Below are 12,129 nucleotides of genomic sequence, written 5' to 3'. Positions count from 1 at the left end.
TCTACCTCACAAGTCAGCGCCGGATGCGTCGGCTGAGTCGGCTGCGTCGGACCGGCCGTGCACGTCGTACGTACCCGACGCTATCGCGAGCAGCCGGGCGGCCTTCAGCTCGGTCTCCCGCCATTCGCCCTCCGGGTCGGAGCCCCAGGTGATCCCGGCGCCGGTGCCGAACCGGAGCGCGCCCGCGTCCCGGTCGATCCAGAAGGTGCGGATGCCCACGGCCAGCTCGCCGACGCCCCGGTCCGCGTCCACCCAGCCGATGCCGCCGCAGTACGGGCCGCGCTCCATGGTCTCCAGGGCCTCGATGATCCGCAGGGCGCTCGACTTCGGCGCGCCGGTGACCGAGCCGGGCGGGAAGGCGGCGGCTAGCAGTTCGGGCCAGCCGGCGTCCGGGCGCAGCTCGCCCCGGACGGTCGAGACGAGATGGACCAGCCCCGGGTGTTTCTCCACGGCGCACAGGTCGGGGACGGTCACCGTGCCGGTGGCACAGACCCGCCCGATGTCGTTGCGGACCAGGTCGACGATCATCACGTTCTCGGCGTAGTCCTTCTCCAGGAGGTCCGCCTCGGTACGGCCGGTGCCCTTGATCGGCCCGCTCTCGACGGTCCGCCCCGTCCGGCGCAGGAACAGCTCGGGCGACGCGGTGGCCGTCTCCACCCCGTGCTCCGGTAGGCGAATCGTTCCGGCATACGGCGCCGGGTTGCCGCGGGCCAGCAGCGCGGTCAGGGCGTCCACGTCGGCGTCCGGTGCGACCGGCGCGGACAGTACGCGGCAGAGGTTGGCCTGGTAGACCTCGCCGGCCGCGATGTGCGCGCGTATCCGCCGTACCGCCGCCAGGTACGCGGCGCGGTCGAGGGACGACGTCCAGTCACCGGTCGCCGGCCCCCGCCACTGTCCCGGCACCGGCGCGGGCACCGGCTCCTCCCGTACGTCGCCGAAACGCGCGCAGGTCAGCCGGCCCTCGAAATCCGCGCAGACGGCCCAGAAACCGGAGGACTCCAGGGCCGCGGGATCGCTGGTGACGTCGAGCAGGCCGGTGGCTACGCGGTCGCCGAACCGGGCGAGAGGAGGGTGATGGAGCACGTCGTCGAGTCTATGGCGGGTGTCGCGGGGGTGACCCGGGCATGTCGTCAAGGGGGCCCTGACCACGTCATCCGTCGGGTGAGGCGCAGCACGCTGCGCAAACGCGTTTTTGTGCTGGCCCGGGAATCCGCTAGAGTTCAACACGTCGCCGGGACGCGAGAGCGGACCGAAACGACAGGCGGACGTAGCTCAGTTGGTAGAGCGCAACCTTGCCAAGGTTGAGGTCGCGAGTTCGAGCCTCGTCGTCCGCTCGAAGGAATGAGGGGTCTTCCCGATCCCCTACACTCCTGGTGGAGTGGCCGAGAGGCGAGGCAACGGCCTGCAAAGCCGTCTACACGGGTTCAAATCCCGTCTCCACCTCCAAGGACGATTAGCTCAGCGGGAGAGCGCTTCCCTGACACGGAAGAGGTCACTGGTTCAATCCCAGTATCGTCCACTGGATCCTGGTCGGAAGACCGCGGATCTGTTCCGCGCGATTAGCTCAGCGGGAGAGCGCTTCCCTGACACGGAAGAGGTCACTGGTTCAATCCCAGTATCGCGCACGCAGTGCCCGCGGTCTTCGGATCACGGTCCCGAGGACGATTAGCTCAGCGGGAGAGCGCTTCCCTGACACGGAAGAGGTCACTGGTTCAATCCCAGTATCGTCCACACAGCAAAGAGCCCCGGCCGTCTCGTACGGCCGGGGCTTCTTCGTGCGGTCAGCTGTCGGCTCTCAGCTGGAGAAGAGCATGTGCGCCCAGCTCTTGTTGTGGCCGTGGTGGCCGCCGTGACCGCCGTAGTGCCCGTGGCCGCCGCCGTGGTGACCGCCGCCGTGCTGCGGGGCACCCCAGGCCGGCGCGGGCGGGGCCGGGTACGCCTGCGGAGCCGGCGGGACCGGCTTGGACCACTGTGCCTCCAGCTGGGTCAGTGCCTCCAGCTCGCCGTAGTCGAGAAAAATGCCCCGGCAGCCGCTGCACTGCTCGATCTGGACGCCGTTGCGGTTGTAGGTGTGCATCGGCGCATGACACTTCGGACACTGCATGGTCGGCTCAACTCCTCGCCGGTAAAAACTGCTTCACGTTCTTCCAGGACAGACTCCGTCCGACCCTGGTCGGTTGCAGCCTACTTCGGGAAATCGTGCGCCAACCGGGCGGGGATCAAGGTTGTTCCGGGTCGGACAAAGGGTCATTCCGGGGCCATCCGGGCACAGGCGTCGATCAGGGACTGCTCCACCTCGTCCAGGGGGCGCTCCGCCGCGATCGCCTTCGCGAGGTAGCGCGCGCCGGTCTGGACGGTGAGGGCGCGGGCCGGGACGTCCAGCGCGGGCCAGGGGTCGCCTTGCTCCGGTACGGCCGGACCGCCGGCCGCACGGTAGGCGGTGAGGAAGCGGGTCCACTCCTCCGGCGGGAGGAGACCGCAGGCGTACCAGGAGGCGGGGCGGGCGAGGTCCCAGGCGGGGACGCCGACGCCGAGATCGTCGACGTCGATGAGCCGCCACGGGCCGTCCGGCGCCGGGTGCCGGACCAGCTGGCCGAGGTGCAGGTCGCCGTGGCAGAGGGTGCCGGGGGCGGGCATCGGAGCCTCGGCGCGGGCCCAGGCGGGCAGCGCGGACCAGGCACGGAGGACGGGCGGGGCGGCGGGGTGCGTGCCTGCGCCGGCGAGTGCTTCGTGGAGCCTGGTGATCGCCTGGGCCGCTTTGGCCGGGCCGCGCATCGGGGGTGTGGCGGGGGTGGGCGGGGTGCGGTGGAGCAGGGCGAGGAGGGTGCCGGCGGCTTCCCAGGGGGCGGCGTCCGGGGCGTCGGGGTCCACGGGGGCGCCATACGGCCACAGGGTGACCGGGCGGTCGTCGACGAAGGCGGCGGGGGCCGGGGTGAGGGGCGGGAGGAAGACCTCGGGGAGGCGGGCGGCGGCGGTCAGGCGGAGGGTGAGGGCGGTGGGGTCGGTGTCGGGGGCATGGGCCTTGGCGACGGTGTCCGCGTGGCGGAGGACCGTGGTGTCGGGGCGGTGGGCGAGGGTGGTGGTGGCGCCGGTGCAGTGGCAGGGGGACGCGTCGGGGTGGGCGGCGGCTCTGACCCTGGCGGTCAGCTGGGGCAGTACGTCTGCGGTCATGCGGTCCCCCGGGAGGTGCGGCTGTGCTGCGGTGAGGGTACGTGGGGGTGGTGGGCCGGGGTGAGGGGCGCCGTACCGGGGTTTCACTCACCCGCGCCGGCGGGGTGCCGCTGTGCCCACCCGTGCCGCCCTGCGGCACGCCTGCCCGCAGCTGTGGAGGATATGCAGGACGCGGCCGGGAAGCGCCCCGTAAGGGGCGCGGGGAACTGCGCGATCAGCCCCCACCGGCCCGCAGCCGAACAACGCACCCCGCCGCTCCGTGAAAAAAGCAATGCCGGCGCAGCTCCCCAGCTGCGCCGGCATTTTGCCGTCCGCCGCACCCCCGTCCCCACGGGGTTTCATGGGTGGATGTCCCCGCCCGGACCGCTCTTCCGGGCCTGGGGTCGCCGCTCAGCGCCCCAGCATCACTCCCACGGACGACGCCTGTGTGGCCACCGTCTCCCAGCCGTCGAAGACGAGCAGGAGCAGGGCCGCCAGGGGAAGGGCCATCAGCGTCGCCACCAGTGGGTGGCGACGGCCCTGCCGGCGGGGGCGGGTGGTGTGTGTCCGCTGTGCCGTAAGGGCCATGGTCCCTCTCCTGACCGTGCTCAGTTGTCGTTGGCAGCGGCGGGTGTCTGACCTCGGGGGACGAGTGCTGCACCCGCCGCTTGACCTCAAATCTAGGCGGGTGCCCCCTCGCGGACGTCATGCCCTCGTACCGAATCGCGGGCCTCCGAGAGGATGAGCCGTGACCTGCGGTCTACTCCCCTGGGTGGAGACGGGTCCTAGGTCTCGTCCTACCCCTCGGGGTCTTCCCGGAGGGGGTGCCCGGTCCTTCCCGGTTTTTCCGAGCTGTCCTCGCGAGGCACCGGCTGCTCGACGAGGGCCAGGACCCGGGTCGCCATGAACCGGGCGGTACGGACCACTGACCCGTTTCGCGTGACTTCGCTCACTTCCACCACCCCCCGCCGTACCGCTGTCTCCACCCGGCGGCCCGCCCTGCTCGCCACCACCTCGTACGTACGGGTCGTGTCGCCGGCATCGACGACTATCTCCACCCGGTCACCCTTCACAGCATCAATCCCCCTTCTGTGACGGCTTGTTGGCGCAGACGCACGCTCAAAGGAGCCGATAACGGCGCCTTCCTGACCACTCCTCAAGTCTCGCACCCGGCACTGACAATCCATCGGGCCGAGAGGGCGCGGCCTCTGCGCGCGGGCGGCCCGGTAAACGTAAGCTGTGCCACGTCAAACGGACCGGGCAGCGGGGATGAACATGGCGATGATGCGCCTGAGGCGCGAGGACCCGCGCGTCGTCGGCTCGTTCAGGCTTCACAGAAGGCTCGGCGCCGGCGGTATGGGCGTGGTCTACCTCGGCTCCGACAAGAAGGGGCAGCGGGTCGCGCTGAAGGTGATCCGGCCCGATCTGGCGGAGGACCAGGAGTTCCGGTCGCGTTTCGCCCGTGAGGTCTCGGCGGCCCGGCGGATCAGGGGCGGTTGCACGGCACGGCTGGTCGCGGCGGATCTGGACGCCGAGCGGCCGTGGTTCGCCACCCAGTACGTACCCGGCCCCTCGCTGCACGACAAGGTCGCCGACGAGGGCCCGCTGGGCACCGCCGAGGCGGCGGCCGTCGGCGCGGCGCTGTCCGAGGGCCTGGTCGCCGTGCACGAGGCCGGGGTCGTGCACCGGGACCTCAAGCCGTCCAACATCCTGCTGTCCCCGAAGGGACCGCGGATCATCGACTTCGGCATCGCCTGGGCCACCGGGGCCTCCACCCTCACGCACGTCGGTACGGCGGTCGGCTCCCCCGGGTTCCTCGCGCCCGAGCAGGTGCGCGGAGCGGCCGTCACCCCGGCCACGGACGTCTTCTCGCTCGGCGCGACCCTCGCCTACGCCTCGACCGGTGACTCGCCCTTCGGGCACGGCAGTTCCGAGGTGATGCTCTACCGGGTCGTCCACGAGGAACCCGCGCTGCACGGGGTGCCGGACGCGCTCGCTCCGCTGGTGCGGGCGTGTCTGGCCAAGGACCCGGAGGAACGGCCGAGCACGCTCCAGCTGTCGCTCCGGCTGAAGGAGATCGCCGCCCGCGAGGCGCACGGGCTGGCCGACGTACGGCCGCCCGCGCCGCGTGCCGCGGAGGCGGACCGGCCCACCGGGCGGCTCACCGAGACCTACCCGGAGCCGCAGCGCACCCAGCGCCGGCCGCAGCCCCCGTCGGGCACGCCGGTGCGGGGCAACGCCCCCTCGCGCGGCGGCAGCGGCCCGCGCCCGACCGGCGGTGTGCCGTCGCGGCCGAACGGCGCCCGCCCCACGCCCGCCCCGCGCGGCAACGGCACCCGGCCCGGGAACGGGACCGGGCGGGGGCCCGCGTCGCGCGGTGGTTCCGGGCGGCCGGCGCCGCGTCCCACGGGTACCGGACGGCGGCCGGCCAATCCGCGGCTGCTGCGCCAGCGGCTGTTCGTGTTCGTCGTGGTGACCCTGATGGTGGCGCTCGGGATCGCGCTGGCCCAGGGCTGCTCCGGCCCGGCGCACGGGATGAGTGTGCCGGGTGGCGGTGCCGTACCCGCGAAGGCCGTGGCCCTCAGGGAGTAGCGGGGCTACGCCTCGGGGCGGCCGGCGGTCACCGCGTAGAAGGCGACCGCGGCCGCCGCGCCCACGTTGAGGGAGTCGACGCCGTGGGACATCGGGATGCGCACCCATTCGTCGGCGGCGACCAGGGCCTGGGTGGAGAGGCCGTCGCCCTCCGCGCCGAGCATCAGGGCGACCCTGTCCATCCGGTGCGGGGCCGCCTCGTCCAGGCTGCGGGCCTTCTCGTCCGGGGTGAGGGCGAGCAGCGTGAAGCCGGCCTCGCGGACCGAGTCCAGCCCCTTGGGCCAGGTGTCGAGACGGGCGTACGGCACGGAGAAGACCGCGCCCATCGAGACCTTCACGCTGCGGCGGTAGAGCGGGTCGGCGCAGTCGGGGGACAGCAGCACCGCGTCCATGCCGAGGGCCGCCGCCGAGCGGAAGATCGCGCCGATGTTGGTGTGGTCGTTGACCGACTCCATGACGACGACCCGGCGGGCGGTGCGCAGCAGTTCGGTCGCCGTCGGCAGCGGTTTGCGCTGCATGGAGGCGAGCGCGCCGCGGTGCACGTGGTAGCCGGTGACCTTCTCGGCGAGCTCCGGGCTGACCGCGTAGACGGGGGCTGGGAGTTCGTCTATGACGTCGCGCATGACGTCGACCCACTTGGCGGACAGCAGCATGGAACGCATCTCGTAGCCCGCGTCCTTCGCCCTGCGGATGACCTTCTCGCCCTCGGCGATGAACAGGCCCTCGGCCGGTTCGCGCTTGCGGCGCAACTCGACGTCGGTCAGGCCCGTGTAGTCACGGAGGCGCGGGTCGTCGGGATCCTCAACGGTGATGAGATCGGCCACAGGGTGATACTGCCTTGTCCTGGGTGGGGTGCCAATGGTCTGGAGCGGGTTGTGTTACCCGGGGTTACGCCGCTGCCCTTCAGGGCGACGTCCGCGGGCCGACGTTCACGACCTCGCCGATCACGATGACCGCCGGGGGTTTCACTTCCTCCGCGCGGACGACCTCCGCGACCGTGGCGAGGGTCGCGTCGACCCGGCGTTGAGCGGCCGTCGTGCCTTCCTGGACCAGGGCGACGGGCGTGTCCGGGGACTTGCCGTGCGCGACCAGGGTCTCGGCGATCTTCCCGATCTTGTCGACGCCCATCAGGACGACGAGGGTCCCGGTGAGCTTCGCGAGGGACGGCCAGTCGGCCAGCGAGCGCTCGTCGTCCGGCGCGACGTGGCCGCTGACCACCGTGAACTCGTGTGCGACGCCCCGGTGAGTGACCGGGATGCCGGCGGCGGACGGTACGGAGATGGAGCTGGAGATGCCGGGGACGACCGTGCAGGGAATACCGGCCTCGGCGAGCGCCTGGACCTCCTCCATGCCCCGGCCGAAGACATAGGGGTCACCGCCCTTGAGCCGTACGACCGACTTGCCCTGCTTGGCGTGTTCGATCAGGGCGTTGTTGATGGCCTCCTGGGCCATGTAGCGGCCGTACGGGATCTTCGCCGCGTCGATCACCTCGACGTGCGGCGGGAGTTCGGCGAGGAGGTCGCGGGGGCCGAGGCGGTCGGCGATGACGACGTCGGCCGCGGCCAGCAGGCGGCGGCCGCGCACCGTGATCAGGTCGGGGTCGCCGGGGCCGCCGCCGACCAGGGCGACGCCGGGGGTGCGGGTGCGGTGGTGGGGGGCGACGAGGGTGCCGTCGCGCAGGCCTTCGACGACCGCGTCCCTGATGGCGGCGGTGTGGCGGGGGTCGCGGCCGCGTGCGTCGGTGGTGAGGACGGCGACCGTGACGCCCTCGCTGTGGCCGGTCGCCGGGGTCCAGGCGGTGGCCTGGTCGGCGTCGTCGGAACGCACGCACCAGACGCGGTGGCGCTCCGCCTCGGCGGAGGCGGCGGTGTTGGCGGCGGGGTCGCTGGTGGCGATCAGGGCGTACCAGGCGTCGGCGAGGTCGCCGTCCTGGTAGGGGCGCCGGGCCCAGGTGATCTCACCGGCGTCCGCCATCGCTTCGACCGAGGGGGTCGCCTCGGGGGATACCAGGGTGATGTCGGCGCCGGCCGCGATGAGGGCGGGGAGGCGCCGCTGGGCTACCTGACCGCCGCCGAGGACGACCACGCGGCGGCCTGAGAGGCGGAGGCCTACGGGGTAGGCGGGGTGTTCGGCCATGAGGGGGCGGCTCCCTGTTGGTGGCGGTGGTGCGATGCCCTGACGTGCAGATTTTACGGGGCGGGGATTTGGGACGGCTCGGGTGTCCGGTGGCTGGGCTGCGTGGCCGGGTGCAGGGCTGTGGGTGGTTGTGCCCACCCGTTCCGCCCTGCGGAACGCCTGCCCACAACCACCCGGTCGGCCGAAGAGGAAGCCGGTGCTGCCGTCCCGCAGCCAACAGCCAACAGCCATAGGAAACCGGGACAGCCACCTCGCAGCCAGAGCCGCAGCCACAGCCACAGCCACAGCCACAGCCACAGCCACAGCCACAGCCACAGCCACAGCCACAAACGGCCGGTCGGGCGGTGTAGGAACGCGGGGACGCCGCTCCTACTTCTCCGTGACGCCCGCCGAGTCGAACGTCGCCACCTCGTGCATGGCCCTTGCCGTGCTCTGGACCAGCGGGAGGGCCAGCAGGGCGCCCGTGCCCTCGCCCAGACGGAGGTCGAGGTCGACCAGGGGGCGCAGGCCCAGTTTGTTCAGGGCGGCCACGTGGCCCGGTTCCGCGCTGCGGTGGCCGGCGATGCAGGCGGCCAGGACCTCCGGGGCGATGGCGCGGGCCACGAGGGCGGCGGCGCCCGCGCTGACGCCGTCGAGGATCACCGGGGTGCGCAGGGACGCGCCGCCCAGCAACAGGCCGACCATCGCGGCGTGTTCGAAACCGCCGATCGCGGCGAGGACGCCGATCGGGTCGGCCGGGTCCGGCTGGTGGAGGTCCAGGGCACGGCGGACCACCTCGGTCTTGCGGGCGAGGGTCTCGTCGTTGATGCCGGTGCCGCGGCCGGTGACCTCGGCGGGGTCGGCGCCCGTGAAGACGGAGATCAGGGCCGCGGACGCGGTGGTGTTCGCGATGCCCATCTCGCCGGTGAGGAGCGCCTTGTTGCCGGCCGCCACCAGGTCGCGGGCCGTCTCGATGCCCACCTCGATGGCCTGCTTGGCCTCCTCGCGGGTCATCGCGGGGCCGGTGGTCATGTCGGAGGTGCCCGCACGGACCTTGCGCGGGAGGAGGCCGGGCGTGGCGGGCAGTTCGGACGCGACGCCCACGTCGACCACGCACACCTCGGCGCCCACCTGGCCGGCGAACGCGTTGCAGACCGCTCCCCCGCCCAGGAAGTTGGCCACCATCTGCGCGGTGACCTCCTGCGGCCACGGCGTGACGCCCTGGGCGTGCACCCCGTGGTCGCCGGCGAAGATCGCGACGGCCGCGGGCTCCGGGATCGGCGGCGGGCACTGGCGGGACAGGCCGGACAGCTGAGCGGAGATGATCTCCAGCATGCCGAGCGCGCCGGCCGGCTTGGTCATCCGCTTCTGCCGCTCCCAGGCCTCGCCGAGCGCCTTGGCGTCCAGCGGGCGGACGCTGGCGACGGTCTCGGCGAGCAGGTCGTGCGGGTCCTCGCCGGGCAGCGCGCGGCGGCCGTACGTCTCCTCGTGGACCACCCAGGACAGCGGGCGGCGCTTGGACCAGCCCGCCTGCATCAGCTCGGGCTCGTCCGGGAACTCGTCGACGTAGCCGACGCACAGGTAGGCGATGACCTCCAGGTGCTCGGGCAGGCCGAGGGCGCGGACCATCTCGCGCTCGTCGAAGAAGCTGACCCAGCCGACGCCGAGGCCCTCGGCGCGGGCCGCGAGCCAGAGGTTCTCGACGGCGAGGGCGGCGGAGTACGGCGCCATCTGCGGCTGGGTGTGCCGGCCGAGGGTGTGCCGGCCGCCCCGGGTCGGGTCGGCGGTGACGACGATGTTCACCGGGGTGTCGAGGATCGCCTCGATCTTCAGTTCCTTGAACTGCTTCGCGCGGCCCTTGGGGAGGGACTTGGCGTACGCGTCGCGCTGGCGCATGGCCAGTTCGTGCATCGAGCGGCGGGTGTCGGCCGAGCGGATGACGACGAAGTCCCAGGGCTGGGAGTGGCCGACGGAGGGCGCGGTGTGGGCGGCCTCCAGGACACGCAGCAGCACCTCGTGCGGGATGGGGTCGCTGCGGAAGCCGTTGCGGATGTCACGGCGCTCGCGCATGACCTTGAGAACGGCCTCGCGCTCGGCGTCGTCGTAGGCGGGCGCGGCCGGGCCGGTGGACTGACGTGCTTCTGCCACGGGGGCCGTGCTCTCTTCCTGGTCGGCGGCCCTGGTGTCCAGGTCCTCCGCTTGCTGTACGACATCGGGGTGCTCCGGCAGCGGAGCGGGTTCGGCCTCACGGGGCCCGGGGACCGTCGCGGCCTGCCCGGGAAGCGACTCGCCGCCCTGGTCCTGCGCGGGGAGCACCAGCGGGTGGGGCGGGGTGGGGGCGAGGTGCGGGGTGGTCGGCACCTGGCCGTCCACGGGGACGAACTCGCCCAGGGGCTGCTCCTCCGGCGCGGGCTCCGCCGGGACGGCGGCGGCCAGGGGCTCCGGGGCCGCCGGAGGCTCCGCGGGGGCGGGCCCGGTGCCCTGGGTCTGCGGGCCGGCGAGGGGCACCTCGACCGGCTGGACGGGCTGCGCCTCGGGGGTCGTCTCGGCCGACGGTACGGCGGCCGGGGCGGGGATCCCGGCCGGAGCGGCCGGGACGGCCGGGGCCACCTGCTCGGCCTCCGGGGCGGCCGGGGCGAGAGGCTCCGGCGACTCGGGGAACTGCGGGGCCTCGGCGACGACGGGCGCGGGGGCCTGGGCGGGCTCCTCGGCGGCAGCCTCCTCGGGCTGTACCGGCACGGGCGGTGCGGCAGGCACCGACTGGGCGGCCTCGGCCACGAAGGCCTCCGGGACCGGAACGGACTCGGGAGCGACGGCCTCGGGCGCAACGGCTTGTGGCGCGACGGCTTCTGGCGCGACAGCCTCCGGCGCGACGGCTTCCGGCGCCGGGCCGGGCTCGGGGGCGACGGTCTCCGGGCCCAGCTCGGCCCCGACCGGCACCGCGGCCTGCTGCTGCTCCGGCAAGGCCGGCTGCACGAGCTGCTCCGGCTCGGTCACCACGGCCTCGGCGACCGGCTCCGGGACCACCACCGGCTCCACGGACCGCTGACCGGTCTCCTCCAGCACCGGCGCGGCCTCGGGTACGGCAGGCTCACCGGGTGCCGTGTCGGCGCCGGGAGCGTGCACCGCGTCCGGACCCTGCGGAACTTCCGCGATGCCCGGAACCTCAGGGAACTGCGGAACCTGAGGTACCTGAGGCACCTGTGCGATGTCCGGCGACTGCGCGACCTGCGGCGCCACCGGCTCCACCCCCAGCTCGCCCAGCTCGCCGGCGAACTCGGCCGCCGGTGCCGGAACGCCCGCCTCGACATGCGCGACCGGCTCGACCTGCTGGGCCGCGTCCTGGGGACCGTACGCGTTCTCGGGCTGCACGCCGACGCCGGCCGCCGGAGCCTGCGGCTCCGTCGCGATGCCCGTGGCCACGGCCGCCGTGGTGAGCCGGGCGACGGCCGCCTGGGCGGCGCCGGACGGATCGGCGGCATGAAGCTCGTGGGCGACCGCGGGCTGCGGCTGCGGCTCGGGAACAGCCGGAGCGGCGGGGACGGCGGACGCCGCGACGGCAACCGTCTCCGCAGCCGGAACAACCGTTTCGGCAGCCTGGGCCTGTGCGGCCACCTGGGCCACCGGAGCGGCCTGCGGTGCCGTCTGTACGGCTGCCGTCTGCACTGCTGCCGCCTGCGGGACGGTCTGCGGCGCGCCCCAGGCCGCGGCGGGCTGCGGTACGGCCTCGTGCGGCGGCTGGACGTCGAGGTACTCGGGACCCGCCGCCGGGCCCGGCTGCCGTACCGGTGCGCCGGCCGGGCCGCGGTCGGCGAGGGAGCGGACCGGACTGGTGGAGGCGTCGGGGATCGGCGGGCCGAGGTGCAGCGGGCGGCGCGGCGCCGGGGCGGTCGCCGGGTCGTGCGGCACGGAGAGGATCGGGGACGCCGGTACCGAGCTGGGCAGCCGGACGGCGGTGAGGTCGACCGAGCCGCTGTCCCGGCCGCCCGTCTCGTGCGGACCGGGCTCGTGGACGGCTTCGACGACCGGCTCCGGGGCCGGCGGCGGAACTTCGTTGCCCCAGGCGCCCTGGGCGCCGGGGAGCAGCAGGTCTTCGTCCTCGGCAGGCGACTCGGAGAGGTAGGTGTACGCGCCGTGCCCGGGAACGCCCGGCTGCTCCACCATGCCTGCGCTCTCCGGCAGTCCCTCGCCCGGGACCTGGCCGGTGTCCGTCATGCGTACCCCTCGCCCATCGGTTAGTGCCTTCTACGACCAGCTCGCCAGGGACGGCGC

Annotated in this window: 9 protein-coding genes and 5 tRNA genes; 6 read left to right on the top strand and 8 right to left on the bottom strand. The window is 73.5% G+C overall.

Going from position 1 to position 12,129, the window contains the following annotated elements; all coding sequences use genetic code 11:
- Positions 1-6 precede the first annotated feature (6 nt).
- Positions 7-1,083, bottom strand: a complete 1,077-nt coding sequence (locus ACWGKQ_RS37085; protein WP_453296435.1) for a chorismate-binding protein — start codon at positions 1,081-1,083, stop codon at positions 7-9.
- A gap of 178 nt (positions 1,084-1,261) precedes the next feature.
- Here ACWGKQ_RS37085 and ACWGKQ_RS37080 point away from each other — a divergent pair.
- The 5 genes from ACWGKQ_RS37080 to ACWGKQ_RS37060 all read left to right on the top strand — a co-directional run bounded on the left by ACWGKQ_RS37080 (position 1,262) and on the right by ACWGKQ_RS37060 (position 1,731).
- Positions 1,262-1,334, top strand: a tRNA-Gly gene (locus ACWGKQ_RS37080).
- A gap of 38 nt (positions 1,335-1,372) precedes the next feature.
- Positions 1,373-1,446: transfer RNA gene (locus ACWGKQ_RS37075), tRNA-Cys, on the top strand.
- Position 1,447: 1 nt separating this feature from the next.
- A tRNA-Val gene (locus ACWGKQ_RS37070) sits at positions 1,448-1,519 on the top strand.
- Between the two features lie 34 nt (positions 1,520-1,553).
- Positions 1,554-1,625 (top strand) — tRNA-Val (locus ACWGKQ_RS37065).
- A 34-nt stretch (positions 1,626-1,659) separates the two neighbouring features.
- Positions 1,660-1,731: transfer RNA gene (locus tag ACWGKQ_RS37060), tRNA-Val, on the top strand.
- Between the two features lie 64 nt (positions 1,732-1,795).
- Here ACWGKQ_RS37060 and ACWGKQ_RS37055 read toward each other — a convergent pair.
- The 4 genes from ACWGKQ_RS37055 to ACWGKQ_RS37040 form a co-directional block, all read right to left on the bottom strand.
- A complete protein-coding gene (locus ACWGKQ_RS37055; RefSeq protein WP_453296434.1) occupies positions 1,796-2,104 on the bottom strand; it encodes a TFIIB-type zinc ribbon-containing protein in 309 nt (102 codons plus the stop codon).
- Between the two features lie 143 nt (positions 2,105-2,247).
- Positions 2,248-3,171 carry a phosphotransferase family protein gene (locus ACWGKQ_RS37050; protein ID WP_453296433.1) on the bottom strand — a complete coding sequence of 308 codons (924 nt, stop codon included), beginning with the start codon at positions 3,169-3,171 and terminating at the stop codon, positions 2,248-2,250.
- 390 nt (positions 3,172-3,561) lie between these two features.
- Positions 3,562-3,738: a hypothetical protein gene (locus ACWGKQ_RS37045; RefSeq protein WP_046726640.1), complete on the bottom strand. Its 177-nt coding sequence runs from the start codon at positions 3,736-3,738 to the stop codon at positions 3,562-3,564.
- A 209-nt stretch (positions 3,739-3,947) separates the two neighbouring features.
- Positions 3,948-4,223 carry a hypothetical protein gene (locus ACWGKQ_RS37040; RefSeq protein ID WP_189264682.1) on the bottom strand — a complete coding sequence of 92 codons (276 nt, stop codon included), beginning with the start codon at positions 4,221-4,223 and terminating at the stop codon, positions 3,948-3,950.
- A 196-nt stretch (positions 4,224-4,419) separates the two neighbouring features.
- Here ACWGKQ_RS37040 and ACWGKQ_RS37035 point away from each other — a divergent pair, with 196 nt between their 5' ends.
- A complete protein-coding gene (locus ACWGKQ_RS37035; RefSeq protein ID WP_453296457.1) occupies positions 4,420-5,742 on the top strand; it encodes a protein kinase domain-containing protein in 1,323 nt (440 codons plus the stop codon).
- A 5-nt stretch (positions 5,743-5,747) separates the two neighbouring features.
- On the opposite strand, the gene ACWGKQ_RS37030 is transcribed toward ACWGKQ_RS37035, so the two are convergent.
- From ACWGKQ_RS37030 to cobT, 3 genes are all read right to left on the bottom strand, one after another.
- A complete protein-coding gene (locus tag ACWGKQ_RS37030; protein WP_365345547.1) occupies positions 5,748-6,566 on the bottom strand; it encodes a TrmH family RNA methyltransferase in 819 nt (272 codons plus the stop codon).
- 79 nt (positions 6,567-6,645) lie between these two features.
- Positions 6,646-7,878 (bottom strand): uroporphyrinogen-III C-methyltransferase, encoded by a 1,233-nt coding sequence (cobA, locus tag ACWGKQ_RS37025; protein WP_453296432.1) that lies wholly within the window; start codon positions 7,876-7,878, stop codon positions 6,646-6,648.
- A 369-nt stretch (positions 7,879-8,247) separates the two neighbouring features.
- Entirely contained in the window at positions 8,248-12,072 is a 3,825-nt protein-coding gene (gene cobT, locus ACWGKQ_RS37020) for a nicotinate-nucleotide--dimethylbenzimidazole phosphoribosyltransferase (RefSeq protein ID WP_453296431.1), read from the bottom strand.
- Positions 12,073-12,129 lie beyond the last annotated feature (57 nt).

The sequence above is a fragment of the Streptomyces sp. NPDC054770 genome, assembly GCF_053611985.1.
Note: the sequence above shows the minus strand (reverse complement) of the source record. Positions and strands in the feature narration are given on the sequence as shown.

Excerpts from the sequence above, each read along its gene's own strand:
- ACWGKQ_RS37055 (WP_453296434.1), bottom strand. The coding sequence starts at position 2,104 with ATGCAGTGTCCGAAGTGTCATGCGCCGATGCACACCTACAACCGCAAC.
- ACWGKQ_RS37050 (WP_453296433.1), bottom strand. The coding sequence starts at position 3,171 with ATGACCGCAGACGTACTGCCCCAGCTGACCGCCAGGGTCAGAGCCGCC.
- ACWGKQ_RS37045 (WP_046726640.1), bottom strand. The coding sequence starts at position 3,738 with ATGGCCCTTACGGCACAGCGGACACACACCACCCGCCCCCGCCGGCAG.
- ACWGKQ_RS37035 (WP_453296457.1), top strand. The coding sequence starts at position 4,420 with ATGAACATGGCGATGATGCGCCTGAGGCGCGAGGACCCGCGCGTCGTC.
- cobA (WP_453296432.1), bottom strand. The coding sequence starts at position 7,878 with ATGGCCGAACACCCCGCCTACCCCGTAGGCCTCCGCCTCTCAGGCCGC.
- cobT (WP_453296431.1), bottom strand. The coding sequence starts at position 12,072 with ATGACGGACACCGGCCAGGTCCCGGGCGAGGGACTGCCGGAGAGCGCA.